Origin of the sequence: Cyclobacterium roseum, from assembly GCF_010119225.1 — a bacterium.
GTDB classification, from domain to species: domain Bacteria; phylum Bacteroidota; class Bacteroidia; order Cytophagales; family Cyclobacteriaceae; genus Cyclobacterium; species Cyclobacterium roseum.
In genome coordinates this window covers 80,906-105,966 of record NZ_WNKF01000012.1, presented here as the reverse complement: position 1 = coordinate 105,966, position 25,061 = coordinate 80,906, and the positions used below count along the sequence as shown (strand labels likewise).

Genomic DNA, 25,061 nt, shown 5'->3' with positions numbered 1-25,061 from the left:
GTTAAAAAAACGGAAATCCTTTTTTCTCCAAGACGATGCTCATCGAGAAAATGCAATTGGTAGTTGGATTTTTGCTGAATTGTATGTCCAGACTTTTTATCTTCTTTATTTTCTTTACATCCCTTAATTCCATATTCAAATCAGAAAGATTTATCGTTGTACCATTATATGTAACCTGCATGCTTTCATCGGAACATAAATAAGGGTAAAATCCTGCCACAGTGCCCTCTCCTTCTACTATGCTTTTTAAGATGGCTTCCAAGCCCTGACGGTTGATTTCAGGGAACATCTTTTCTTCCTTGGTGTTGGCTTCCAATGGGTTTTGAAGTGGTTCTTGAACAGGCCTTTTGGGAATGACAATGGTCGGCTGTCTTTTGGGTGAAGGTCTGGTGCGTGCACCTGACTGTTGAGCTTTGGGAATAATGACTTCGATCATTTTTTCACCCACCTTATGACCATTTACCAGGAGCCTGACTTTTTTTGTGCCTGGGGTTTCGTAGGTGTAACGGGCTATTCGATCAGTCGCATCCACAAAGTTATTTTCCCCAAACCACCATTCCCATTGGGTGGCACCTGCTGTAGAGTCTTTAAACGTGACCGGTGTACCGACCTCTGCCAATTCCGGTCCGGAAAATTTGGCTACCAGGTTTTCGTCTACCAGCACCGGAGCTTCTCGAACATAGATCGTTCTATACCTTTTACAGGTGTTGTTTGTCGTTAAAACCACTTCGTACCTACCGGGTTCCTTAAACGTATGGTTAACCACGGAGCCGGTTTTATTGGCATCCTCATCTGATCCAAAATGCCACTCCATCCTTCCTCCTCCTGAATTGCTTATTGCTTTGAATTGGATGATCTCCCCGACATGTAATAGCCCCTGCTTAACAGAAATTTCTATCTCCTGACAAGGTTCAAAATGGTAGACCCTATATACCAAAACAAGTAGGGATGTGAATGCGGCAATACCCAGTGTAAGAAATACGCTGGGGTCAATAATGCTATTAAATGTAGTGGGTGCTTTCATGGTGTTCCGACTTTTTTCTATGTAGTCAGATCAGGCATCCTGTAAAAATGTTACCCCTCTTCTTTGAAAAATGGAAAAAAAGTCCTTAAATGTTAATTAAGGAAAAAACTTATAGGAAAGGATGGACCGGTAAAATTCCAATAATAATCAAGGGGCGAGTAAAAAAAGACCCTATTCCAGTTCTTCAAGCCATTCAGCGGCTTTTTGGCTTCCTTCAGATTGGGCTGCTACAACCTGCTCCAATTTGTATTTGGCCTGTTGCCGGTCTCCATCATCATCTCGAATCAACAGGGTTAATGCCTGAAGGAAAAGCCCGGGATTATTCAACAAATCACTCCTCTGAGCCAGCTGCTCAAAATGGACCAATGCTTGCCCATACTCCTCTTTTGCCAAATGGGTCAATCCAAGATTTTTCAATGCCTCGGCATTGGAAGGCTTCCTCTCGAGCAATTCGTTAAAATAGGTCTGGGCAAGGTCATAATTTTTTTCGTTGTAGGCAGCGATCGCCACCTGCAGACTGTCCTGACCATCACCCATGGTTTGACCCAATTGCTGGAAATTTAAGGCAAAATAGTCTGAGGCTTGTTGATTTAAATTGGCAGGACCTGGTCCGAGAAATACCACATAGGATACAATTATCAGCGCCAAAGCTGCTGCAATTCCCGCATAAAAATACCCTCCTTTTTTACCAAAAATAGAAATTGTTTTTACTGACTTTTTCTCTTCCTGTTTGAAGTGTTTCTCAGTGAGATCTTCCAATGTAGCCTTTAAATCTGCTGCCTCCTTTTCCGAAGATGCCAGATACCGCATATCTGTTTCTATGGATAAAAATAACTTAAAGGCCTCCTCCATTTCCTGATCTGAAGCCATTTGAGACTCAAAATCCTGTTTTTCTCCCGCCGTCATTTTATTCTGCAGGTAGTCTTCAAACTTCTCTATCCAGATTTCATTCATTCCCTTACCATTTTAAAGACTTGTACTTATCAGACTTTTTTACCAACTCGATCAGTTTTGCCATACATTCTGATTTCTTTTTCCGGGCATATCCATAGGAGAAATCCAGTAAATTTGCTACTTCTTCCATCGATTTTCCTGACCAGCTAAGCTGAAGGAGTTCCCTGCAAGATGTACCGATTTCATTTATTTTTTCCTTCAATAAAGTCATTCTTTCTTCTAATAACAGACTCTCTTCTGCCAGGAGAAAGCTATCCTCTCCTGGAATAGATCGGTCTTCTTCTGTTATTGTTACCTTGCCAATCACCTTTCTTTTGCTTAAAATATTAAGCCACTTTTTCTTACATATAAGATACAAAAAAGCGTCTAATGGACAGGTTAATTCAAAATCGTCTCTTTTTGCCTTATGATAAATGGTAATAAGTGCCTCCTGGAAAATGTCAGCAGCATCGTCTTCGCTCCCATTATTTTTTAGAACCATCCATTTGATTTTACCGGAATACTTCGCATAAAGTTCATCCAACAATTTTTGATTGTTATTTCTCAATGCATCGATATATTTCTGGTCAGGGTGTGGCATCGGCTGAATATAATTTTTTTTTACGATGGAAAAAAATTAATTCCTTAAAATCAATTGTACACATTCGAAGATACCATCATTTCACTACTCCCTATTTTATCTTACCTTTGCCCCATATTTTAAGCATATGAAAATCAACGAAAATACCGTCGTAGGGCTTACCTATGAGTTAAAAGTGACCAATGAAGCTTCTGAGGATCCTCCCTTTAGCGTGGAGGTAAGAGATGAATCGGATCCGTTTTATTTTCTTTTTGGCAACAGTGGCCTGCCCGAAGCTTTTGAAAAAAAATTAAAAGAAAAAACCATCGGAGATGCCTTTCAATTTGTACTGGAAGTAGCCGAAGCCTATGGAAAACCGGATGATGAATTGATCGTGTCGGTTCCCAAAGCCCAGTTCAATACCGAAAGAGGATTTCAAGAGGAGATGCTCCAGGAGGGCAACTTCCTACCGCTGGTAGACGAAGATGGTTATCCCATGCAGGCAAAAATTGTAAAAGACCTGGGGGAAGAGTTGTTGTTGGATTTTAATCACCCGCTAACCGGCATGAACCTGCATTTTGAAGGTGAAGTCTTTGAAGTACGGGAAGCGACGGACAAGGAACGGGATGAGGGCTTTATGATCTAAATTATTCAGGTAAATGAAGCTCCCGGGCTTCCTCCCAGGTCAACTGAACAGTATCTCCCTTCGAAAGACCCCGCTCCGGAAAGGCCACCTGCCAGGTTTGTTCGGCACCATCTACCTTGATGGTCAATAAATCAAACTCCGGAAAGTACCGGTTCATCAGTACTTCACCAGTTAATTTCCCATCCCTTTTTTTCACCTGAATGTGTGTAGGGCGCAGGAATTGGTTTTCTTTTCCAGGTAGGGCATTCAGTGGCCCAAAAAATCCGGCCACGTATGCGGACGGTGGATCCTGATGGATATCCTTGATTTTACCCTTGCTGACCAGCTTTCCTCCGCTGGAAAACACACAGAGCTTTTCCGTGAGCAATAAGGCATCCTGAATGTCATGAGTGACCATCAGCAAGGTAAGCTCCAATTCCTGAAAGATCAGGTTGAGTTCATCCAGCAAGTCTCTTTTCTGCATGCTATCCAGGGAATTGAACGGCTCGTCCAGCAACAGCACCTCCGGTTCCAGACTCATGGCCCGTGCAATAGCCACTTTTTGTTGTTCTCCTCCTGACAATTGCCGGGGGTATGCCTGCCGTTTGCTCTCAAGGCCGAACAGCTTCAACAAATTTTCCAATCGCTCCCTGGCGTAATCTTTATCGTATTGTAATAGAGGACGTGTGATATTTTCAGCAACGGTGGAATGGGGGAAGAGCCCATTGTCCTGCCTGACCAATTGTAGGGCATCGTAGCCAGCTACCAGCTTTTCCTCGGAGTTCAATATCCTTTCACCGTTTAGATGCACCTCGCCCGTATCCTGAACTTCCAAGCCGGCGATGAGTCTCAGCAGGGTGCTTTTTCCACTACCGCTGGAGCCAATTACTGCCCAGCGCTCCCCCTTCCCTATTTCAAGACTTACGTCCTGTAAGGCATGCACTTCTCCGGGGTAGGTTTTACCCAAGCCCTTGATGCTCAAAAAGGTCATTGGGAAAGTTGCTCTTTTACATTTTTGGGAAGCCCCGCATAGACCAGTTCGTACGAATGATCGACCAATTCCAAAATCAGGGAATCAGCGATGGACCCATCAAAAGACACTGTATTCCAGTGTTTTTTATTCATATGGTAGCCGGGTTGAATCCCTTCGTATTGCTCCCGAAGTAGCACTGCTCTTTCCGGATCGCATTTCAGATTTACACTTTCAAACAACTCAATATCAATGATCGCAAAAATTTTACCTCCCACCTGAAAACAGAGGGTGTTCTCATCAAAAGGGGTGGATTCAGTAGTGCCTGTTTTCTTCAGACAATAACTTCTGAAAAAATCAATTTTCATTAATACATGATTCGTTTGAAAATCCAGAAAATAAGTGCCGCAAGAAATACCACAATGGATATTTTGTTGATGCCATGCATCATGCGCAGATTGAAATTGCTTTTCTTGTTGGGATCCGGCTTTTTAAAAACCCGGATGAAATAGTTTCCTACCTCGCCTACCTCAAAGAACTCCTTTAATTTATTGGACATGATATTATTGATTTTAGTTTTAATGATGGGAATCGTTGGTTTCCGGCTCTATCCACTGCCCATCCTGCCGGATGATCTCTATTAGCTCATCCACCGCCCTTTCAGAGGGTACGGAGCGCTTGACGACCTCTTTCCCCTTATACAAGGTGATCTTGCCTTTTCCAGAACCCACGTAGCCATAGTCTGCATCTGCCATCTCTCCGGGACCATTCACAATACAGCCCATTATTCCAATTTTGACACCTTTTAAATGGTCGGTCCTTTTCCGGATCATTGCCGTCGTTTCTTGCAGGTCAAACAAGGTGCGCCCGCAAGAGGGACAAGAAATGTATTCGGTCTTGGACATTCGGGTCCTGGCTGCCTGAAGAACACCAAAACTAACAGAGTTGTGTAATTTGATTTGGTTCAGCAAGACTTGCCGCTGATCTAAGTTCAATCGATCCAGCCCGATCATGATGCCATCACCCAGCCCGTCGATAAGCAAGCCTCCCACATCCGTGGCGGCAAAAAGCATCGTTTTTTCAGTGTCTTCGTCCGGGTAACTCACCTTGGGCACCACGGGTAATTGAATACCGGCCTGTATCAGCGATACAAAAGCCCGTCTCAACGCCTGCATTTGATGGATTTTATTCGTAGCCAAAACAATCACTACCGGCATCTCATCGGATAGCAGGGGTATTGCCTCCTCCACCTGCTCACAGGGTAAAAAGAGGAAATTAACTTCGGGGTGTAGCTCCTGACTGGATTTCAGCGTCTCAAGGGAGATGGCCGGGCAACTATTTTTCCGGTCCGCATGCAATTTCCAGGCAGCGTGATCAATAATTTCTTTTACTCCGTTGGGAAGCATAAAGGGGACAGGGGTCGTACCCGAATACAGGTAGTCGCAACCCTGGTCGTTCATTTTCCACTTATCCGGTTCCGGCAGGTAAAAGTGACCGGTGCCTTTTAGCTCCTTGGGCTCCAATAGGTTCAACTTAGAAATATCGGTAATCACCCTGGGCACATTTCCACCTCCAAAATTTCCCACCTCTACCGTTTTTCTTTTGGTGTAGATAAATGGATCCAGGGGATAGGAATCCAGCCGAGGAATGCCTGATTTTTCGGGACGCTGGGCGTAGCGGTCGATGAGGGTTTTGACCACGGGGGATTCAAACTCCGGATCTTCCGTAAGGGAGACCCGAACGGTATCTCCAAGCCCGTCTTCCAACAAGGCACCAATACCTACGGCAGACTTTACCCTTCCGTCTTCACCATCTCCTGCCTCGGTAACTCCCAAATGAAGCGGGTAAGGCTTAAACCCTCCCTCATCCAGCTTCTGCACCAACAGGCGATACGCCTGGACCATTACCTGGGTATTGGAGGACTTCATGGAAATGACGATGTCATGGTAATTTTCATCCTCACAAATTCGTAAAAACTCAAGGGCTGACTCCACCATACCCAGCGGTGTGTCACCGTACCGGCTCATGATCCGATCCGAAAGGGAACCGTGATTGGTTCCGATACGCATGGCGGTACCATTCGCCTTGCAGATTTTTACTAAAGGCAAAAATCGCTCCCGAATCCGTTCCAATTCGGCCTGATAAGTGATATCGGTATATTCCAGCGTTTCAAATTTCTTTTTGTCGGCGTAATTTCCTGGATTTACCCGTACTTTTTCTACGATTTGGGCGGCAACTTCGGCTGCATTTGGCGTAAAATGAATATCTGCGACCAAGGGCGTGGTATAACCCCGCTTTCTCAATCCTTCTTTAATCTTTCGTAAATTTTCAGCCTCTTTGATACTAGGTGCCGTAATTCTTACCAGTTGGCAGCCACTTTCGATCATGCGAATGGATTGCTCAATGGATCCATTCGTATCCATGGTATCCACTGTGGTCATGGATTGAACTACAATGGGATTATCCCCTCCTATAATTAAATCACCCACTTTTACAGGGATGGTTTTCCTTCGGGAATAGTCAGTGAGGCTATTGCAATAGCTTGTCTTCTCTTCGATGGTTTTCAGTTCCATAATTATATATCACCTAATTGTGGCCGGATCACTATCTCTTCAACAACAGAACGGGGTGAAAGGTTATAGGCAGACCAAACTGCCTCCGCCACATCACTCGCTTTTATAAACCGATCCTCTGGCAAATCCACTCCTTCCCAGCTCGCAGTGTACGTAGCCCCGGGCAAAACGGAAGTTACCCGAATTCCATGAGGCAGGAGCTCCTGACGCAGGCATTTGGTAAATCCCAGCATGGCCCATTTGGATACCGCATAGCTTCCGCCATTGGCATAGGCGGTGAGGCCTGCAATGCTTCCGATGGAAAAAATATGGCCGCTTTTTCTATTAATAAACTCGTCCGTAAAGGCTCGGGTAAGATAGTAAGTGCTGAATAAATTCGTATGCATCGTTTTCTCGAAGTTCTCTTCCGGTTCCTCGTGAAGGCTCCCGGGAATAAAAATACCGGTATTATTCACTAAAACATCAGGAACCGTCGATTTTTTTACAAAGGCGGCAAATGCCTTGGCCTCATCCTTTTGGGATAAATCGGCTTCCATCACCTTCACGGAGGCTTCCGGATAAAGGCCTTCGACCTGCTCCTTGAGGGCGTTCAGTTCGCCGCTGTTCCTGCTGCAGGTAAAAATGGTAAAGCCTTCCATTGCAAATCGATGGATAATGGCCTTCCCAATCCCCTTGGTGCCTCCGGTGACCAATATACTTTTTGACATTAGTTTGTGTTTTAATTATTAGTATGACAACCAAATAATCGGTACAAAGTTACATTTTTTCCAGCGCTATGCCTAATTAGAATAAGGCGGAAACCTGCATGCGGCCGGTATGCACCAATCGCTCGAGTCCCTGAGAATTCCTTCCTTCATAAATCATGGTTAACTGCAGCCCCTCCCCAATCTTTTGAAGCCAATTAACGCTCCAAACGGTATTATTTCCCGGTGTAAGGGCCTGTAGCATTTCGTAACCGGTCGGGCTGTTTACCTTGCCGTTGTAGTCGATGAAGGTGTAGGCCAGCTGCGCGTTAAGGGTGGTTTGAATGGCCCTGGCTACCCGGACATTAAAGGTAGCTTCATGAATCCTTGCTCTTTCTTCAAACGCTTCATTGGCCAGGTTTTCCTTACTTGTCATCCGGTATTTCAACGATGCCCTGAAGGCTGGCGATGGCTGCAGGTTTATTTCCGGCCCCATGGTCTGCTGGTAAATGGTGAAATCGCGGTTATCCAGAAAATCCGAGGCCGAATTTCGAACCCCCTGGTTCCAGTACATCATCAGATTCCATTGGGAGTTTAACGAATACCGGGCATTTACCCGCCAATCATCCCGGGAAAAATCTTCAAATCCCCCGGTAAGCAACTGTTTCTGATGGGAATTGTAGAAGGATACGTCCATACCGTACACAGCTGAGGCCCGATTAAAAAACAGGGAAGAACGAAACGTCTGACGTAGCGATAACAAAGAAGTGTCGCTTGCATTGGCAAGTAGCGGGCTGATGCGTTGGAATATATCCCTGGAAGTAATCTTCTTTTCCACATTCCAGTTGGTCTGATTGGAAAACCGGGAAAGCCATTTTTTTAGTCCTCCCTCTTCTTTCCATTCGGAAGGGAATTTCGCATTCAGCCGGTAATTAAACAAGGTGGTATAAGCCTGCACGTATTCATCCGTGGGCACGAATAGTTTGATGTAGTTTTTTTCTTCCGGATTGATGGCCAGGTAAAATTCGTTTAGTTGCTGCACCCCATCTTCATTATCATCCCGCCAGGTGTGGGTTCCTTCGCCGGTAGGCACGGGAAGAAATACAAATTCCCTCCTCAATTCCCTCCCATTTCCCAGGGCATAGGTAAATTCATTGTTCAGGTTTTGGTCAAAGAGAAAACTCCGGTAATCCAGTTTTCCCATGACAGTCGTTTCCTCGGCCTGCTCCCGGCTCAGAAACGACAACTCCCGATACGTAAATGAGCCTTTGAGCGTATGCAAACCAAAGGTTCCTCTCAACCCATAGGTATTCACAAAAGCCCGGGTATCCGGAATCAGCTCACCATCGCTAACGGCTCTATCTTCCCGTAGGCTGGCTGTGGCATAGGCATGGAATTTTAAGGTATCATTGGTATGCAGGGAAACCTGATGTTCATTAAAGTTCATGGCCGTTCGGATTACCTGTTCCTTTTGAGGATTGGAAACGACGTTTCGATCTACCTGGAACCGGTAGCCCGGCACCAAAAAACGGGACCGGTATTTCAACTCGCCTTCATAACGCAACCAATCCGAGTTTAAGGTTTGAACATCACTGCTCAGACGAAAAAAGTCATTGGTTAAGAACCACCTGTTTTTGAAATGATGGTAAAATGCTGCTTTTTGCTGCATTCCTGCCAATACGCCCCTCCGCTCCCGGAGATCAAGGCTGTAGGCGATCCGATTGTTCGCATCTTTTGCCAGCTCTACTTTTGCCTGAAAAAGTTTTTCGGCCGCATTCGTTTGGTTTTCCTCAGGCTGCAGCCCCCAGTCTCTATCAAACTCAATGTACCGCAACCGATCGATAAAAGAAAAATGAGTGGAATTGTATTCCACCGTCGACTGTCCGTTGAACCGGTAGCCTTTCAGAGAAGAAACCGATCTGCCTTCTGAAATCAACCCTGCTTTGATGCCAAACCCAGCATTATCATCCTTATCCAGCGGAGAAAAGAGGTTTTCATCTTGGTCTGACAGGGCTACTTCTGAAAACACTTTTTCGTATGCGCCCAACCGGATTTCGGTTCCGGCCGTTACCATCTGTTTTTTATTCGGAGCAGGCAAAGGAGTACGAATCGAATAATTGCCTTGGGGGACCCCATCCACCGGGGGCACAAATTCATAAACGATCCCATTCGCCAGTTGCTTACCCCTTCGGTAATGTCCCATTCCCACTCCGGTTTCAGAAAATCCAATGGCATAAAAAGCCTCGTCCGGGTCAGTACTGTAAGCATAGTAGCTGAGGGGATCGCCCTGCTCATTTACCTCGGTCACTTTTTTATACAAAATCCGGTTTGGGTCAAAGGGGATACTATCTATGCGTGGAATGGTGGCAGCCGAGAGATCATCCCCCACTGCTGCCAACAAATTTTTGTCAGCATCAGAAAACTCCATAAACAGTGGCTGGTTGCGATCATCTTTTTCCCGGTAATAATTAAAATATACCAATACATTTTCATTTTGCTGCTGATGACTGGCGGTCAAGATGGACCTGGAAAAGTTTCTTTCCGAATATTCAAAGTCCACCCGGACCCGGGAATATTGCGTGATCAATACATCCGGAGTAAAGGTTATTTCCCCCTGATTGTAATCAATGGTGTAATCATTGTTGAATCCCCTGCTTAGCTGCTTACCATCCAAAAACACCTTTTCAGAATTGGCCATGATGATAACAAACCGCTCATTACCAGGACCTCTTACGCGATAAGGGCCGGAGACACCTTCCAACACATCGAGTAGTACTGAGGCAAATTTACCTTTCGCTATTGCAGCCCCGGTTTGCGTGGATGCCTTCCAGTTGGATCCGAGACTATAATCGGAGCTAAACTGAAGTCCCTGCACATTTTTATAATAACGAAGAAATTCCGACTTCCGCTGCTGCAAAACGACATCCCCCCCAGCGAGGTTGAATTGCTCGTTGTACAGTTCGATCAACACATTGTCAAAATCCTGAATCTGCTGGGTGTTTCCCTCCGGCTGAAAAGGGACGTTCTGATCGGTGATACTGGCCCGGATCTGCAAATTGTCTGTCAATTCCCCGTCCATTTGAAGGTTCAGGGCTGAATTGACAAAGACGTTTTGGGTGTTTCCAAAGGATATTCCCCGCGTAAGACTTCCCGATTGGTTGAGCTTATTGGAGGAAAACACTTCCTCTTTAAAGTCCATAATCGGTTTTTTATCCGGAGGGCTGTCTTTGAAATAGGCCAGAGAATCGTAATCTTCGGCCAGCGAGCGCTTTCGATACGTTTTGTGAAAAGCAAATGGCAGGGGATCGTAACAAACCTGCAGGGAATCGGGCAGCGGATTGTCTCCATTTCCTACCCTTATTTTACCGGTCTGGATTTGATATTCATGGGGTAGGGGATTTCCAGCTGGATCAGCCACACGGATGGTCCTGGGACGAACGCTCATGGAATCCAATAGGAACTCGGCGGAATTCGAGTTTGGTTTGATCCAGGTGCACGTTTCCTGGAGCGATTGGGCCATCACGGCCACCCCAAAAAACACCATTAAAAAAGTTAAAAAAAACTTCACCAACCCCATAGCACTGACGATTACCGGCCACTAAAGTAATAAATTCCGATGGAATAATTGAGCGCTTACCCGATAAGCGGGAAAAGTAGGTAAAATACAGTCCCTGAGTCCTTTGAGGTACTGAACCAAATTTTTCCTCCGGCCGTCTCCACACCACGTTTGGCAATGGCCAGGCCCAGACCGGATCCATCTGTTTTGGTGCTAAAATTCGGAAGAAACACTTTCTCTTTTAACGCATCGTCTATACCCTTTCCGTTATCTTTGATAGCCAACTGGATCATCCCCTTCTCCTCGTAGGTAAGACAAACTTGAATTATTGGCTTTTGACCATCCGGTACGGCTTGGATCCCGTTGATGATTAAATTGGATATCACGCGTCCGTAGAGTTTTTCGTCCCCCATTATTTTGGAAGAACTGCCCTCAGGAACGGCATCCTCAAATTCCAGTTGCAGATCCTCCCGGGAACTAAACAAGGAAACGCATTCGCTAACGACGGCCCTAAATTCCAGTTCCTGATTTTGAGGAAGCGGCATCTTGGCAAAAGTAGAAAAAGAGCTGGCGATTTCACTCAATGTATCTACCTGATGGATGATGGATAAAATCGGTTTTTCCAAGGCATCTTCCTGATCCAGTTTATTTTCCGCTTTCAGCCGTAATAAGTGCTGCAAGGTCAATTTCATCGGAGTAAGGGGATTTTTTATTTCATGGGCCACCTGCTTCGCCATTTCCCGCCAGGCCGACTCCTTTTCATTGGAGGCCAATACTTTTTTACTGGCTTCCAGCTTAAACAACATGTTATTGTATTCGTTGACCAACAGTCCGATTTCGTCCTTCGCGGGCCAAACCATGTATTCATTATTTTCCAGGTCGGTGTCTTTCAGTTTTTGCGTCAGCAATTTAAACGGATGCGTCAGGTGCCGCGACACGAAGTAGGAGATGATCAGGAAAACCAAAAACATCAGCACAAAAATCACCAAAATATTACTAAACACTTCTGTGATCATCGCATTTAATTCCTCTTCAGCTTCAAAGAAAGGGATGGCAATGATGGCTTGCAACTGTTGGTTTTCACCATTCTTCAATGCCAGGTAGACCGTCTTGAACTGCATGGTGCCCACCTTTTCGGTTTGCAGCAGCCTGTTTTCCTGATTTTCAATAATGGCCACATAGGCACCGGGATGCAGGTAACGTGTCAGAATTTTCTTATCAAAAATAGCGGGTTGGTTACTGCTCATAAGCAGCCCATTTGGCATATACAAATTGATATCGGCATCCGTAGCATTTGCGAGAGAAAATAATTCATCGCTGATTTCATCCCGATTCAGGCCGGAAAATTGGTCGCCTCCCAGGTTTCTATTTAAATTATCCCGAATGATCCCTGCTTTTTGAAAGTACTGCCGGTGTAAATCCTGGGTATACGAGTGGCTCAAAAACCCAACGGCAATAACGCTGATGATTAGCATGGGGAAGAAAAAAGCGAAATTCAGGTACAACTGTAGTTTGGTAGCATAGTTAAAACGTATGGTATTAACTCCTGCCACGGCCAGGAAGACGCATATAGAAACCAAGGTCAAAATCAGGTAGCTGACGAAAAAGAAAGCCATGTCCCCCAAAATGTAATTCCCAGGATATTGAGGAGAGGAGATGACGATGACTTTTTCATTGTATTCCACTCCATAGTGATGGTATTCGTTTTCGATTATACCTTCGGTGAACAGGTCGGAATCCGCCAACATCTCATCCATCGCTGAGCTTCGGTAGCTATAGACCCCTGAACTGTAATCTAACACTCCTTTATCAAAAATGGCAAAGTCAAAATTCGTTTCTATATAATTGGAGGCGTATTTATTGTCCATTAATAATTTAGGGAATGCCTTCCCCGACTCCAGCCGCTGTTGATTCAATTCAATGACAATGGTGCCCAGGAAATAATCCTCCCGGTGAATTTTAATAAATGCGACCAGTCGGTTTCCAGTGTTGGTCTCGGTGGTTTTTACATAATAAAGGTTGTGTACCTGTGTCGCATAATCACTATTCATGTACTTGTTTTTGTACTCGTCCAGACTCGGGCTTTCCGCACCATCCAGAATAGATTGCCCGGCTTGATTGAAGACCGATATTTTTTGATTATACTGGTCAAAATAGCCGGAGAGGTAGATCTTTTGTAATTTCCTTTCAATGGGATCCTTGGAAAGTAACGGGTCGGAGATTCTGGTCTTGATAAACAAGTCCTCCTCAATGCGGTTCATGATTTCCTCCAACAAAAATTCCCCCATCACATCCCGATCGAGCATAATCGTGGTAGCGAATTTTTGTTTGGATCTAATTTGATCATTTCGAAAGTGCTGGTAAGATGCGGTACTCGAAATAATCGCCCCAATCAAACAGGCGAAAAAGAAGGTCAGGAAGGTGTTGAATTCCAGCTTAAAGATTTTGTTATACAATCGAAAAGTGACAATCGCTATTAACAAAATTAAATGTGCCAAAAAAGAAATCAACCAAATAAAATCCACAAAAAACAGCACCACAATCAGTGGAAGAGCAAAAAGCATCAATACTCTTAAGGGGAAAAAAACGGGGTCCGAACGTTTGTACAATACCATATTCAACCCGATAATGGAGAAAAGGAGGTAAGCGGCTCCTCCCAGGAAAATGACGAATAGGCTGATTGCCTTTAGGTAGTCAAATGTCGGAATAGAGGCAATATTCAGATTCCACTGCGCATTTTCAACAATGTTTACATAAAGAAAGAAAAACAGAAACATTAGAAAGGTAGAAAGCAGGTATGCCGCCAACAATTGAATGCTATAGGCATACTTCTTTCGGAACTGAATAAAATTAAAAAGCAAGCGTTTACTACCCAAGATTGCTATGACCATACTCAAAACTACCAGGTAGCAAATTACATTTAGCAGCAAATCCCCCAGGCTGGGGTTCAGTTTGGACGAGGCATAAAGGCTAGGGTCAAAAATGCCTGTTTGGAAAAAATCATTCGGAAAACTGAAAGCAAGCATCAATATTCGGATGCAACCTAAAATTAAAAAAGTATAAAAAGTAGCAATACCCTTTTGCCCCTTTGTCCAGAGCGTGTAAACAAAGTCACCGCCAATAATCAACACAAGCCCCAAAAGGGAGAAGAAAAAAACCAGCAAGGTGTGATTAGTAGCCTTGCCAGCTGTATCGAATCCTACCCTAAAGAAAATAGAGAACAGGTAATCTTCTTCGAAATAAACTTCCTGGTATCCCTCTTTAGGCTGGTTAGAGAGAACAAACCGGTCATTACCGAAGGTTTGCCGGTCAAATCCGTCAGGAAGGTATTCATTATCAATGGTCAATTTATGCAGCAGCGGATATACATGGAGTAGCCGGTATTCGGTGCCATTTCGATTTAAGTGCCAGAGTTTTGCAAAGTAAATTCCCCTTTCATTCTCTATCAGCTGGTACTTTTTGGATAAATTCAGGTTGTCAAACTGCGGCACCATTTCAATGTCCGACCAGTACTGAAGATCTCCTTCTTTTGTAAAAATATAATAGGGATAGTGATGAGAAAAAGTAAGGGAAGAAAAGGTTAACTCACTAGTCGACGGATTGGCCGTTACGAGTTGAATATAGTCTTCATCAAATTGTTGGATTACTTCGGCCATTCGCTCTTCCAGCTGGGAGGTATAAAAGGCCATATCCTGATCTTTGTCGCTCCCCAGAAAAAAATTCAAGGACAAAACGATCCCCAACATGAGAATAAAAACGGCTAATAGTATCCTTCTTTTTTTTAGCATTGCGATTTGGGCATTCAGTAGGGCTAGGTGCTAACAAGCAAAATCTGTTCTACTTTAGTAAAAAAATAACCCAATAGAGGAAAAAATCAATACACTAGGGATTAGAACGAATCTAACAATGGCTGGATGCGATTTCTGCGTCAAAAGGTTAGCTTTTTCTTCCTTTTCGCTTTCTTATACCAAAAAAAGGCAATAACTGATAAAAGAAGGTAGGGGGCAAGGAATAAATAAAGAATACCCAAATTCAATCCGGCTCCTACCGTAGTATCACCATTGCTAACATTATTTTCAATGGTCGCCCTACACATGGCACATTGCGCCACGACCTGCGGCAGGGTCAAAACCAACATCAGTACAGAGGCTATCAGATATTTCACACCAGTTTTCATCATTTAAGTAACGGTATTTTTACTCACAAAGTTCTTACCCCAAAGGTAAAATATCAGTGCGAATAATAAGGGCTGATCATCAAGTAAACAATCACCCCACTGACGGTCACATAGAGCCAAATAGGAAAGGCATATTTTACCACGGCACGGTGCTTGTCATACTTTCCAGTATATCCGTAATAATAGGCCCACAAGATGGGAAACAATGCCACTGCAGCTAATATAATATGCGTAATCAAAAGGAAATAATACAACCCTCTGATCCACCCCTCACCGCCAAAAGAAGTGCTCTCCGCGGACGCATGGTACAGCACATAGCTAACCAGAAACATGGCACCCAACACGAAAGCAGTGGTCATGGATACTTTGTGCAAGCCCCTCTTTCCTTGTTTGATAAAATACACCCCAAGTAGCAAGGCAATGGTCGCCGCCGAATTGATAACGGCATTCAGATGAGGCAAAAAATAAACCCAATCTTGCCCAGTATCAATTTTGGACGGCATGAATAGCAGTATGGCTACCAGTACAGGCACCAATACGGAAATAAAGGTAATCCAACGAAACATGGAACCATCACTTCGGTTCCCGTCAATTTTTGTCTCCATCGTGCAATAATATTTTAGTTTCCAATACCAGTAAATCCACACTCTCCCTTTCAGTTCCGCTATAATACCCCCTGATCCTACCCATCTCGTCCACCAGTACAAATTTATCACTGTGAATGAAGTCTTCCGGTTCGGATTCGCCGTCTATGGTCGGCAAAACAAACCCGCACCTGGCCAGGTCATAGATATGCTCTTTATTTCCCGTGAGATAAAACCATTTGTCCCTTTCGGCCCGGTGCCGTTCTGCATATTCAGCGAGGACCTCGGGCGTATCGTAAGTGGGATCAATACTGATCGAAAATATCTGTACCTTGTCTTCATTCCGAAACGCATCCTGAACCCGCTCCATCTCCGAGGACATTACCGGGCAAATACTGGGGCAACTGGTAAAAAAGAAATCCACGATGGTAACTTTCCCACGCATATCCTCCCGCTGAACCTCCCGGTTCAACTGGTCGGTCAGGGAAAAGTCAGGAATATAATGCTGCCCCGAATTGCCTTCGTAATCACATTGCTGATAAGGGTCTTCCACCCCCTGCTCATAGAGAATGGGAATGGTATATTCGTTAGTAGTAAAACCTCTTAAAAACAGAATAATCAACACCGGGATCATTAACACACAGATCAAAACCATGATCTGAAGAAAGCGTAACATTTTCATACTATCTCATAACAAAAAAAATGGTTGAAGATTCCACTCCAACCATTCATTGATGTACAATTTTTGTTCCATGGCTACCAACGCATCAAAAAGATATCTGCTCCTTCTCTGAAAAGGGCAATAATAAGCCAAATAAGAAAAATTAATGGGACAATAATGGAATAAAACAATGGTTTCACTTCGTCACCAAGGTGCATGAATTCCATCATGATGTATTTAGCTTTGACAATCGTCAATACGATGAAAATGATGTACAATAACATCCCTCTTTCCATCGTAAATGCAAGCAGGAATTCTACGGCGGTCACCACCAGTAAAATCAATGCTGTCATCCAGATTTTTTTAATTTTTGCCGAGTCTCTGGGAATTACTTCTAACCCGTTTTTATTTTCTTGTGCCATAATTCAACGATGCGATTATTGTTCTATATCAGGTAGAAAAAGGTAAATACAAACACCCAAACCAAATCAACGAAGTGCCAGTATAAACCAATCTTTTCAATCATTTCATAATGCCCTCTTCCCTCATAAACTCCTACAGCTGCCTGATAGAAGGCAAGAAACAGGAGAAAAACTCCAATGGTTACGTGGAAGCCATGAAACCCGGTGATAAAGAAAAACAATTGCGCAAAAGGGGCCGGGCCGTATTCATTTACCAAAAGATTAGCTCCGTAGACAGTTTCGCTGACGACATTACCCACTGAATTCACATACGTTAGCATAGACCCTTCATCAGTACCATGGATAAAGTGGGACCATTCCCAAGCCTGGCAGCTAAGAAATGTAATTCCACCCAGTAGCGTCCAAAGCATCCACTTGACCACGTCTTTTCTATCATTCCGGTGACCGGCTTCTACCGCTAATACCATGGTGACGGAGCTCAATATCAAAATGAAAGTCATCAAGCCTACGAATACCAATGGAAAATGACCTCCATGAACGAATGGGATGGCATCAAAGATCATTTCCGGAATGGGCCAGTACTCATTAGAGCTGACAAAATCAGCCACTTCACCACCATAGGCAGGATAGCTCACCCGAATCGCCCCATAAGTAATCAAAAAGGCGGTAAACGTAAAAATATCGGATAACAGGAAAAACCACATCATCAGCTTGCCGTAGCTAGCTTTCAGTGGTTCGTTTCCTCCACCCCAGACGCCTCTTTTGGATTGGATTTCAATAGCAGTCGAAGACATAATCGATAAGTTAACTTAAATATTAATGATTTAATAGCAAAAACATGAACAAATACAACCAAAGGCCTCCCAGAAAATGCCAATAGGTAACACACATTTCCAACTGGGGCAGATTTTGGGAATGAATTTTATTTCTTAGCGACGAAATTAATACAATAATTAGAAAAATCACACCGCTGATGAGATGGAATGCATGTAATCCTGTAAAAACATACATAAAAGACCCTGCCGGATTACCTACAAAATAAACATCTTGCCCCACCAACGCCTCCCAGCTGTACCATTGCCCTATCAAAAAGGCAATACCTAACAGCGTCGTAATAAGCAATCCCAATTTAAGCGTATTAAAATCATCCTTCTTTGCAGCCACATAAGACCAATGCATACTCAAACTACTCAGCACAATGATCCCGGACGTGTACCAAAATACATTTGGTAAATCAAATTCCAACCAATTGCCTTCGGACTGACGAACAATATAGGCACTGGTCATGCCCGCAAATACCATTACCACACTTACAATAAAAAGCCACAAGGCAAATTTTTTGGGGTGCATGGATAAGGGCTGTTCCGCTCCTTCTACAAATGCTAATCTCTCTTCCATTCCTACTAAATTTTATCCAATAAATAAGCTATTTGTACGATTGGCAGATACAGAAATGAACCGAACATAATCTTTAACGCAGACTTCCGGGAACAATCCCTCATTAGCGAAAATGTCTGCGCCAGAAACAATACCCCGCAAATCGTCGCAACGATCCCCGAATTCAGGCCGGTAAAACCAAAATAGGTGGGCAACAATCCCAAAGGCAATAAAAACAAGGTGTAAATCATGATTTGAATGGCCGTATTCAAATCCTTCTGTCCTCCCGAGGGTAATAATTTGAACCCGGCTTTTTTGTAATCCTCGTCACTCACCCAAGCGATCGCCCAGAAGTGTGGAAACTGCCAGACAAACTGGATTCCAAATATGATCAGGGCTTCATAAGAAATCCCCCCTGTAGCTGCCGTCCACCCTAGTAGCGGAGGCATGGCTCCGGGAATGGCCCCTACCAGTACGGCGATCGGCCCAACTCTTTTTAACGGTGTGTACACAAACACATACAGAATCATGCTTAATACACCCAGTCCGGTAGTAAGCCAATTGGTGAAAAAAGCCAGTAAAAGTATCCCTAACAAAGCAGCGACGATGGTAAACCAATACGCCTCTCTTACCGAAATCAAATGCAAGGGAAGCGGGCGGTTCTGAGTCCTTTTCATGAGCTTATCATACTCTCTTTCCATTATCTCATTAGCAGCACCCGAAGCCCCGCTGACCAGAAAACCTCCCGCAATCAATCCAAAAAATGTAATCCAGGAAAAGACCTGCCCGGAATGCCCCAATATAAAACCAAAAACGGCCGAGAAAGTCACCAATGCCGAAAGCCTGACTTTCAGCAATTCCATATAAGCCCGGAAGCGAATTCTCCAGGCCTCTAAAATCAATTTCTCAGATATATCAATTGTACTCATACCAAAACGTTCTCTTCGGAGTGATATTTTGCTACTCCCAATTCCAACCAAATATAATATTGAAATCCAATTATCAAGGAACCAAGCAATAAATGCAGCGGCTGAACAAAAGCCGGAATGCTCAAATATGCCATCACAACCCCTGATATAACCACCGTAATCATCAGCCCTATCAGCCATTTAAATCGATTCATCAAGCCCCCCTTCCCCAATTCTGACAAGCTCATCCTGTAAAACAAGTAAATATGTAAGCCTATCAATATCAAAGAAAAGGATCGATGAATATAGAAGGTGGTCCCCAATTTGGAAATCCACAAGCCCCTGTTTTGGTATCCAAACTCAGCAGCAATGACATCTATATGTTCCCGTACCTGCGTACCCAAGACAATCTGCACAAACATAAGCAGCATCCCGATTCCCAACCAAGCTCTAATCCATTTTCGTTCCCCCAAGGAAATCACCGGGTTTTCTCCTTTAGAAGCCGAAACCAACGTTCCCGACCGGAAATAAATATATAATAGGAGGCAGACTAGCAATAACGCTACGATCATGTGCAGACTGATCATCCATTGCAACAGGTTGGTAGATACCACAATAGAGCCTAACCATCCCTGAAACACCACCGCAATCAATGCAAGTAGCGACAAAAGCGTAATCTTATAATCCAATTTACGCAAGCGGATGGATTGAACGAATGTCAGTATGATCAGAAGTCCTATCGCGACACCAATTAACCTGTTTACATACTCTATCCATGTTTTGGTGGCATTGAAAGGTTCGTGGGATAAAATAGACTCATCTTCTTCTATCTGTCGCGCCAGTGTCGGAAAACCCAGAACATTCAATAAAGAAACAAAGCGTTCATTTTTGTCTGCCCTTTTCTCAAGGTAGATTTCCGCATAATTTTCGGGGAGCTGATCTACCGAAGTGGGCGGGATCCAGCTTCCGAAGCATTTTGGCCAGTCGGGACAGCCCATTCCCGCTCCGGTACTTCGGACAATGCCACCTACAAGGATAAGAAAGAACACCGCCACCGTAGTAATATAACTGATCCTACGGAAGCGGTGTACCTCTTCTTTAAGATTCTTTTGTTTCATTCGCTACCAGCACCTCTCCTTCTTCCGCCATTATCTCTTTCTCTAATTGTACCAATTTATTTTCGTGAGGTAAATTTGATTCCGGAGTAGCAGATAAAGGAACTGTCTGCGGGATAAAATCTTCTTTTGCACCCGGCTTACTGTAATCGTATGGCCATCGGTATACGGAAGGAATTTCTCCCGGCCAGTTTCCATGTTTCGGATGAAGCGGCGTGGTCCATTCCAGCGTATTAGATTGCCATGGATTCAGCGACGCTTTTCGTCCCTTGTACATGCTGTAGAAGAAATTAAAAATAAATATGAATTGGGCCACAAAGGTGATAATGGAAGCCACCGAAACAAACATGTTCAAATCAGTATACATGTCGGTAAAGGAGAAATTAGTCCAGCTGTAATACCTACGTGGGAATCCTGCAATACCAATATAGTGCATGGGGAAGAAAACCATGTACACCCCTACAAAAGTTAACCAAAAGTGTACATGCCCCAACTTCTCGTCCATCATTCTACCGAACATCTTCGGAAACCAGTGATAAACACCCGCCATCATTCCAAAGAAAGAAGCGGCTCCCATCACCAGGTGAAAATGTGCCACGACAAAGTAAGTATCGTGCAATTGGATGTCAATAGCCGAGTTACCCAAGAAGATACCCGTCAATCCTCCCGATATAAAGAAGGACACCAATCCAATCGAAAAGAGCATCCCGGGCGTAAAGCGAAGGTTGCCTCTCCAGAGAGTAGTCAGGTAGTTAAACACCTTTACAGCGGAAGGAACCGCAATAATAAGCGTCAGGAACATAAATATGGAACCCAGGAACGGGTTCATTCCGGACACAAACATGTGGTGCGCCCATACCACAAAGGAAAGAATGGTAATCCCCAACATGGAGATAATCATGGCCTTGTACCCAAAAATTGGCTTTCTGGAATTAGTAGCAATCACCTCAGAAGTAATACCCAAGGCTGGCAATAACACAATATACACTTCAGGGTGCCCCAAAAACCAAAACAAATGCTGGTACAATACAGCACTACCACCTGTATTGGGAAGTGCCTCCCCTCCAATGTAAATATCGGAAAGGTAAAAGCTCGTACCGAAACTTCGGTCAAACACCAACAGCAAGGCAGCAGAGAATAAAACCGGGAACGATAACAACCCAATTACTGCGGTCAGGAAGAATGCCCAGATAGTTAAGGGCAGTCTGGAAAAGGACATGCCTTTCGTCCTGAGGTTAATGACAGTCGTAATGTAGTTGATCCCCCCCATTAACGATGAGGCAATAAAAAAGGTCATGGCAATTAGCCACAAAGTCATTCCCAGTCCGGAACCTGGAATAGCCTGTTCTAACGCCGACAGAGGAGGGTACACTACCCAACCACCGGCAGCAGGTCCTTTTTCAAGAAACAAGGAAGCAAACATGATCACTCCTGAAATAAAGAAGAACCAGTAAGACAACATGTTCATAAACCCGGAGGCCATATCTCTGGCACCAATCTGCAGCGGAATCAGAAAGTTGGAGAACGTTCCACTCAATCCCGCCGTCAAGACAAAGAATACCATGATGGTGCCGTGCATGGTTACCAGTGCCAGGTAGAAATTGGGATCCAATTTACCAGTGGCATCAATCCAACCTCCCAAAATAGGCCTGAGGAACGACAAGTCCATTTCTGGAAAACCAAGCTGCAGTCTGAATAGCACTGATAACAACCCTCCAATAAAAGCCCAAAACATCCCGGAAATCAGGTATTGTTTGGCAATCATCTTATGGTCAGTGGAAAATATATACTTCGTTATGAAGTTATCTTTGTGCTCATGGTCATGATGATCGTGATTCGAAACATCATGTGCTGAAACGTTTGCTACTGCCATGTTATATGTAATTTATCAATTAGTTTTATTCTTCGTTTATGTAGATGTCTGCCAATTCTTTTAATTCAGCAGGCAAGTCAGCAACCAATTCAGGATTCCTTTTAATAAATGGCTCCTGTTCGGCTACCCATTTCCGATACTCATCCGGCTCTACTACTTCAATCACTCTTCTCATGGAAAAGTGGCCATTTCCACAAACCTCGGTACAAGCGATTTCGAATTCAAATTCTTCGTCTCCCAACTCCTGCCTCATTTCGGCAGTAGTCTTATTAGGAACAAACCAAAAGCGCGTCGGCATGCCTGGTACCGCATCCATTTTCAATCGCATATGAGGTGCAAAAACCGAATGCAATACATCTCTCGCCCTTATTTTGAACAAAACCGGCTCTCCTTTTGGTATCACAACTTTCTGAGCTGCGAAGTCATCAAATGAATTTTTGTCAGTAAAATCGATACCCCTGGAATTAGTGGCCGTTGTTAATCGGTAATCATAATCACCCAACTGGTTATCGGGACCAGGATATCGAATATCCCAGGCAAATTGATACCCCATAAGTTCCACCACATGCGCATCCTCAGGTGCAGGACTGGTAATATCAGACCATGCTTTCCATCCCGACACAACCAATACGGTCAATACGACGGCTGGAACCAGTGTCCATATTACCTCCAATTTGTTATTATCGGGGTAATAGGCAGCTCTTTTATTCTCCTTGTACTGGTAATGATAACTGAACCAAAACAGCAAAATATGGGTAAGAATAAAGATAAAACCGGTAACGGCCGTAGTAATCCAGAATAGCCGATCGGTAACAACACCGTGTTCAGAGGCAATAGGCAATTGGTAATTATCAAATTCTTTGAATGAATACCAAAACATCAACCCACCTGCTCCGATAAGAAAAACCATGAATAAAATGGCGTTGACTTTATTGCTGGTAGTGGCTATCTTTTTATCAGAGCCTTTGGCAACCGAAATCAGGGTCTGAATCCGGTAAACCATCCAGATTACCAGAATCAGGAGTATTACACCAATTGAAATGAGTAGTCCGTACATAATTTATAACTGTTTCGGAATGTAATTAAATGTGATGATGATAGCTTTCTTCCAACATGGGATGGTTTTTGGCAATCAGATTATGTTTCGAGAGATTACTCAAAGCCACGAAAGCAAATGCAGATCCGTAAACGAGCAACATCCCCAATTCCATCAATCCAACTCCGCCATTATGCCCGAGTGTTCCCGGCTGTACCATCAGAAAGAAATCGATCCAATGTCCCAAAATAATGAGCGTACAAACCAATTTTAGGAAGATATTGTGCCTTTTTGCATCTCTTGTCATAAGAACAAGAAAGGGTAAAACAAAGTTTAGCCCAATGTTTACAAATATGTACGGTCCATACACGTCACTAGAAAGCCTTTCGATAAAGTATACTGACTCCTCCGGAATATTGGCATAATAAATCAACAGGAACTGGGAAAACCAGATGTAGGTCCAGAAAATGGAAAACGCAAAAACAAATTTTCCCAAATCATGAATGTGGTTCTGATTAACCATCTCGAGGTAACCCTGGTCCTTAAGAAACACGGTCACCAGCGTAATGGCTGATAGTCCGGCTACAAACCAGGAAGCAAATACATACCAGCCAAATAAGGTGGAAAACCAGTGCGTGTCAATGGACATCACCCAATCCCATGCGCTGATGGAGGAGGAAACGGCAAAGAAAACCAGGAAGATGGCTGACCATTTTCTTATCGTATACCAGTAGGAGGTTCCTCCTTGTAAATCTTCTTCGTAAGACAGGGATTTCAACTTATTGAAAAAGAAAACCCAAAAACCAAAAAACAGCACCATTCGCACGATGTAGAAGATGGGAAAGGTCCCTTTCTCCATCGGCCAGTAGAAAAAGCTGCCTTTTCCGTCAATAATTCGATCATATTCTGCGTTGGTCTTGTCAAACACGTAGCTATGCGTCCAGTGGAAAAGGTCATGGTTGGCAATGAAAAAGGTCACCAACATCAAAACAGCTGCTATGGGGAGCCAGTAACCAAAAGAAAGCATGATCCGTAACAGGGCAGTAGACCAGCCCGCCTGTGAGGCGTATTGAATAGCAAAGAAGAAAACACCGATGATGGCTATTCCTGTGAAATACACATTATTGATCCATAGATTGGCAAATAATCGCTGGGTCCAGTGGAAAGCATGCCCTCCTTCTTCTGCGTGATCCCCACCCAGTGCGGCTGCCAGTATCCCCAGAACTAAGAGTAATGCGCCAATGCCACCCAGAATGAAAATCACTTTTTTTACCGCATCGGTAAAATCAAATTTTTGATCCAAATTATAATTTTTTACCTGTGCCATTATTGCGTCTGAATTTCTTGTTTAACATAGTGTACAATTTTCCACCTTCTGTCAGCCGTAATCTGGGAACCATGGGCACCCATTCTACCTTTACCATGGGTAATGACATGAAAAATATGGCCTTCAGGTAAGTCAATATAGGCTCCTCCTTTTAAATTGGCAACACCACCAATCACCATTCCTACCTTGCCATCGCCTTCCCCTCCGTTACCATGGCAGGAAGCACAATATTGGATATAGAGTTCCTCTCCTTCGTCAAGCACCTGGTCATCCAGTTCGATGGGGTTCTCTACAAGAGCAGCCCCTTCTAAATCCGCTACCCTGAGCCGATAGGGCAATATGCCCCGTGGATCTCTGGGCACGGTGTTGGGAACAGGCATACGCATGTTCATCTTGTGTTGATTGTTGGGGTTGCTATTGTAAAACTCTCCCTTGCCATCTTCCCGGTTCGAAAGCCACATGCCTTCTTCTTCGTTCGGAATCTGGCTCAATGGCTCATAGGGTATCGAATGATACATCTGTGGGGCGTACTCAGTCCCGGGATAATCTCCTTCTGCAGCACAGGAAGCCATTCCAAGTGAAATCCCAACCACTGCGAGGCTATATATGGATGTTACTATTTTCATTTGATAGCGAT

Annotated in this window: 23 protein-coding genes; 1 reads left to right on the top strand and 22 read right to left on the bottom strand. The window is 44.0% G+C overall.

The genetic code is table 11. The annotated features are described in order from the left end of the window. Window position 1: 1 nt before the first annotated feature. The 3 genes from GJQ68_RS16670 to GJQ68_RS16660 all read right to left on the bottom strand — a co-directional run bounded on the left by GJQ68_RS16670 (window position 2) and on the right by GJQ68_RS16660 (window position 2,525). A complete protein-coding gene (locus GJQ68_RS16670) occupies window positions 2-1,024 on the bottom strand; it encodes a PKD domain-containing protein (RefSeq protein WP_162418436.1) in 1,023 nt (340 codons plus the stop codon). 171 nt (window positions 1,025-1,195) lie between these two features. Then, a complete protein-coding gene (locus GJQ68_RS16665) occupies window positions 1,196-1,978 on the bottom strand; it encodes a tetratricopeptide repeat protein (RefSeq protein WP_162418435.1) in 783 nt (260 codons plus the stop codon). A gap of 4 nt (window positions 1,979-1,982) precedes the next feature. Beyond that, on the bottom strand, window positions 1,983-2,525 hold the full coding sequence (locus GJQ68_RS16660; protein ID WP_235941650.1) for an RNA polymerase sigma factor: 543 nt from the start codon (window positions 2,523-2,525) through the stop codon (window positions 1,983-1,985). A 160-nt stretch (window positions 2,526-2,685) separates the two neighbouring features. On the opposite strand from GJQ68_RS16660, the gene GJQ68_RS16655 reads away from it, so the two are divergent. Then, entirely contained in the window at window positions 2,686-3,183 is a 498-nt protein-coding gene (locus GJQ68_RS16655) for an FKBP-type peptidyl-prolyl cis-trans isomerase (RefSeq protein ID WP_162418433.1), read from the top strand. A 1-nt stretch (window position 3,184) separates the two neighbouring features. Here the strand turns inward: GJQ68_RS16655 and GJQ68_RS16650 are convergent, their stop codons facing one another. From GJQ68_RS16650 to GJQ68_RS16560, 19 genes are all read right to left on the bottom strand, one after another. Continuing rightward, the gene (locus tag GJQ68_RS16650; protein WP_162418432.1) at window positions 3,185-4,153 is read right to left on the bottom strand and encodes an ABC transporter ATP-binding protein; all 969 of its coding nucleotides are present in this window, start codon (window positions 4,151-4,153) and stop codon (window positions 3,185-3,187) included. Beyond that, a complete protein-coding gene (locus GJQ68_RS16645; RefSeq protein WP_162418431.1) occupies window positions 4,150-4,500 on the bottom strand; it encodes an MmcQ/YjbR family DNA-binding protein in 351 nt (116 codons plus the stop codon). Before GJQ68_RS16645 ends, GJQ68_RS16650 begins: the two co-directional genes overlap by 4 nt. Next, on the bottom strand, window positions 4,500-4,691 hold the full coding sequence (locus tag GJQ68_RS16640; RefSeq protein WP_394351321.1) for a DUF6728 family protein: 192 nt from the start codon (window positions 4,689-4,691) through the stop codon (window positions 4,500-4,502). The genes GJQ68_RS16645 and GJQ68_RS16640 overlap by 1 nt, the downstream gene beginning before the upstream one ends. Before the next feature lie 19 nt (window positions 4,692-4,710). After that, window positions 4,711-6,705 (bottom strand): (E)-4-hydroxy-3-methylbut-2-enyl-diphosphate synthase, encoded by a 1,995-nt coding sequence (gene ispG, locus GJQ68_RS16635; RefSeq protein WP_162418430.1) that lies wholly within the window; start codon window positions 6,703-6,705, stop codon window positions 4,711-4,713. Between the two features lie 2 nt (window positions 6,706-6,707). Next, complete coding sequence (locus GJQ68_RS16630) at window positions 6,708-7,412, bottom strand: SDR family oxidoreductase (protein ID WP_162418429.1); 705 nt, start codon at window positions 7,410-7,412, stop codon at window positions 6,708-6,710. A gap of 76 nt (window positions 7,413-7,488) precedes the next feature. Then, on the bottom strand, window positions 7,489-10,932 hold the full coding sequence (locus GJQ68_RS16625) for a hypothetical protein (RefSeq protein ID WP_235941648.1): 3,444 nt from the start codon (window positions 10,930-10,932) through the stop codon (window positions 7,489-7,491). An 89-nt stretch (window positions 10,933-11,021) separates the two neighbouring features. Continuing rightward, window positions 11,022-14,732 (bottom strand): sensor histidine kinase, encoded by a 3,711-nt coding sequence (locus tag GJQ68_RS16620; protein ID WP_162418427.1) that lies wholly within the window; start codon window positions 14,730-14,732, stop codon window positions 11,022-11,024. Between the two features lie 140 nt (window positions 14,733-14,872). Next, a complete protein-coding gene (locus GJQ68_RS16615; RefSeq protein WP_235941665.1) occupies window positions 14,873-15,121 on the bottom strand; it encodes a hypothetical protein in 249 nt (82 codons plus the stop codon). 53 nt (window positions 15,122-15,174) lie between these two features. Next, window positions 15,175-15,726: a DUF420 domain-containing protein gene (locus GJQ68_RS16610; protein WP_162418426.1), complete on the bottom strand. Its 552-nt coding sequence runs from the start codon at window positions 15,724-15,726 to the stop codon at window positions 15,175-15,177. Then, a complete protein-coding gene (locus tag GJQ68_RS16605) occupies window positions 15,710-16,387 on the bottom strand; it encodes an SCO family protein (RefSeq protein WP_162418425.1) in 678 nt (225 codons plus the stop codon). The genes GJQ68_RS16610 and GJQ68_RS16605 overlap by 17 nt, the downstream gene beginning before the upstream one ends. A gap of 74 nt (window positions 16,388-16,461) precedes the next feature. Beyond that, window positions 16,462-16,788 (bottom strand): cytochrome C oxidase subunit IV family protein, encoded by a 327-nt coding sequence (locus GJQ68_RS16600; protein WP_162418424.1) that lies wholly within the window; start codon window positions 16,786-16,788, stop codon window positions 16,462-16,464. Between the two features lie 23 nt (window positions 16,789-16,811). Next, window positions 16,812-17,582 carry a cytochrome c oxidase subunit 3 gene (locus GJQ68_RS16595; protein ID WP_162418423.1) on the bottom strand — a complete coding sequence of 257 codons (771 nt, stop codon included), beginning with the start codon at window positions 17,580-17,582 and terminating at the stop codon, window positions 16,812-16,814. A 22-nt stretch (window positions 17,583-17,604) separates the two neighbouring features. Next, on the bottom strand, window positions 17,605-18,186 hold the full coding sequence (locus tag GJQ68_RS16590) for a cytochrome c oxidase subunit 3 (RefSeq protein WP_162418422.1): 582 nt from the start codon (window positions 18,184-18,186) through the stop codon (window positions 17,605-17,607). A gap of 5 nt (window positions 18,187-18,191) precedes the next feature. Continuing rightward, window positions 18,192-19,094: a heme o synthase gene (gene cyoE / locus GJQ68_RS16585; protein ID WP_162418421.1), complete on the bottom strand. Its 903-nt coding sequence runs from the start codon at window positions 19,092-19,094 to the stop codon at window positions 18,192-18,194. Then, a complete protein-coding gene (locus GJQ68_RS16580) occupies window positions 19,091-20,191 on the bottom strand; it encodes a COX15/CtaA family protein (RefSeq protein ID WP_162418420.1) in 1,101 nt (366 codons plus the stop codon). Before GJQ68_RS16580 ends, cyoE begins: the two co-directional genes overlap by 4 nt. Further along, window positions 20,172-22,061 (bottom strand): cytochrome c oxidase subunit I, encoded by a 1,890-nt coding sequence (locus tag GJQ68_RS16575; RefSeq protein WP_162418419.1) that lies wholly within the window; start codon window positions 22,059-22,061, stop codon window positions 20,172-20,174. Before GJQ68_RS16575 ends, GJQ68_RS16580 begins: the two co-directional genes overlap by 20 nt. Window positions 22,062-22,086: 25 nt before the next feature. Beyond that, complete coding sequence (locus tag GJQ68_RS16570) at window positions 22,087-23,118, bottom strand: cytochrome c oxidase subunit II (protein WP_162418418.1); 1,032 nt, start codon at window positions 23,116-23,118, stop codon at window positions 22,087-22,089. A 25-nt stretch (window positions 23,119-23,143) separates the two neighbouring features. Beyond that, entirely contained in the window at window positions 23,144-24,424 is a 1,281-nt protein-coding gene (locus tag GJQ68_RS16565; RefSeq protein WP_162418417.1) for a quinol:cytochrome C oxidoreductase, read from the bottom strand. Further along, complete coding sequence (locus tag GJQ68_RS16560; protein WP_162418416.1) at window positions 24,424-25,050, bottom strand: c-type cytochrome; 627 nt, start codon at window positions 25,048-25,050, stop codon at window positions 24,424-24,426. The genes GJQ68_RS16565 and GJQ68_RS16560 overlap by 1 nt, the downstream gene beginning before the upstream one ends. Between the last annotated feature and the right edge of the window lie 11 nt (window positions 25,051-25,061).

Bases quoted from the DNA above. Each gene is read 5' to 3' on its own strand.
- GJQ68_RS16655 (WP_162418433.1), top strand. From the start codon at position 2,686: ATGAAAATCAACGAAAATACCGTCGTAGGGCTTACCTATGAGTTAAAA.
- GJQ68_RS16665 (WP_162418435.1), bottom strand. From the start codon at position 1,978: ATGAATGAAATCTGGATAGAGAAGTTTGAAGACTACCTGCAGAATAAA.
- GJQ68_RS16580 (WP_162418420.1), bottom strand. From the start codon at position 20,191: ATGAAACAAAAGAATCTTAAAGAAGAGGTACACCGCTTCCGTAGGATC.
- GJQ68_RS16610 (WP_162418426.1), bottom strand. From the start codon at position 15,726: ATGGAGACAAAAATTGACGGGAACCGAAGTGATGGTTCCATGTTTCGT.
- GJQ68_RS16630 (WP_162418429.1), bottom strand. From the start codon at position 7,412: ATGTCAAAAAGTATATTGGTCACCGGAGGCACCAAGGGGATTGGGAAG.
- GJQ68_RS16575 (WP_162418419.1), bottom strand. From the start codon at position 22,061: ATGGCAGTAGCAAACGTTTCAGCACATGATGTTTCGAATCACGATCAT.
- GJQ68_RS16640 (WP_394351321.1), bottom strand. From the start codon at position 4,691: ATGTCCAATAAATTAAAGGAGTTCTTTGAGGTAGGCGAGGTAGGAAAC.
- GJQ68_RS16590 (WP_162418422.1), bottom strand. From the start codon at position 18,186: ATGGAAGAGAGATTAGCATTTGTAGAAGGAGCGGAACAGCCCTTATCC.
- GJQ68_RS16625 (WP_235941648.1), bottom strand. From the start codon at position 10,932: ATGGTGTTTTTTGGGGTGGCCGTGATGGCCCAATCGCTCCAGGAAACG.
- GJQ68_RS16645 (WP_162418431.1), bottom strand. From the start codon at position 4,500: ATGAAAATTGATTTTTTCAGAAGTTATTGTCTGAAGAAAACAGGCACT.
- ispG (WP_162418430.1), bottom strand. From the start codon at position 6,705: ATGGAACTGAAAACCATCGAAGAGAAGACAAGCTATTGCAATAGCCTC.
- GJQ68_RS16570 (WP_162418418.1), bottom strand. From the start codon at position 23,118: ATGTACGGACTACTCATTTCAATTGGTGTAATACTCCTGATTCTGGTA.
- GJQ68_RS16595 (WP_162418423.1), bottom strand. From the start codon at position 17,582: ATGTCTTCGACTGCTATTGAAATCCAATCCAAAAGAGGCGTCTGGGGT.
- cyoE (WP_162418421.1), bottom strand. From the start codon at position 19,094: ATGAGTACAATTGATATATCTGAGAAATTGATTTTAGAGGCCTGGAGA.
- GJQ68_RS16600 (WP_162418424.1), bottom strand. From the start codon at position 16,788: ATGGCACAAGAAAATAAAAACGGGTTAGAAGTAATTCCCAGAGACTCG.
- GJQ68_RS16615 (WP_235941665.1), bottom strand. From the start codon at position 15,121: ATGAAAACTGGTGTGAAATATCTGATAGCCTCTGTACTGATGTTGGTT.
- GJQ68_RS16650 (WP_162418432.1), bottom strand. From the start codon at position 4,153: ATGACCTTTTTGAGCATCAAGGGCTTGGGTAAAACCTACCCCGGAGAA.
- GJQ68_RS16620 (WP_162418427.1), bottom strand. From the start codon at position 14,732: ATGCTAAAAAAAAGAAGGATACTATTAGCCGTTTTTATTCTCATGTTG.
- GJQ68_RS16605 (WP_162418425.1), bottom strand. From the start codon at position 16,387: ATGAAAATGTTACGCTTTCTTCAGATCATGGTTTTGATCTGTGTGTTA.
- GJQ68_RS16670 (WP_162418436.1), bottom strand. From the start codon at position 1,024: ATGAAAGCACCCACTACATTTAATAGCATTATTGACCCCAGCGTATTT.
- GJQ68_RS16560 (WP_162418416.1), bottom strand. From the start codon at position 25,050: ATGAAAATAGTAACATCCATATATAGCCTCGCAGTGGTTGGGATTTCA.
- GJQ68_RS16565 (WP_162418417.1), bottom strand. From the start codon at position 24,424: ATGGCACAGGTAAAAAATTATAATTTGGATCAAAAATTTGATTTTACC.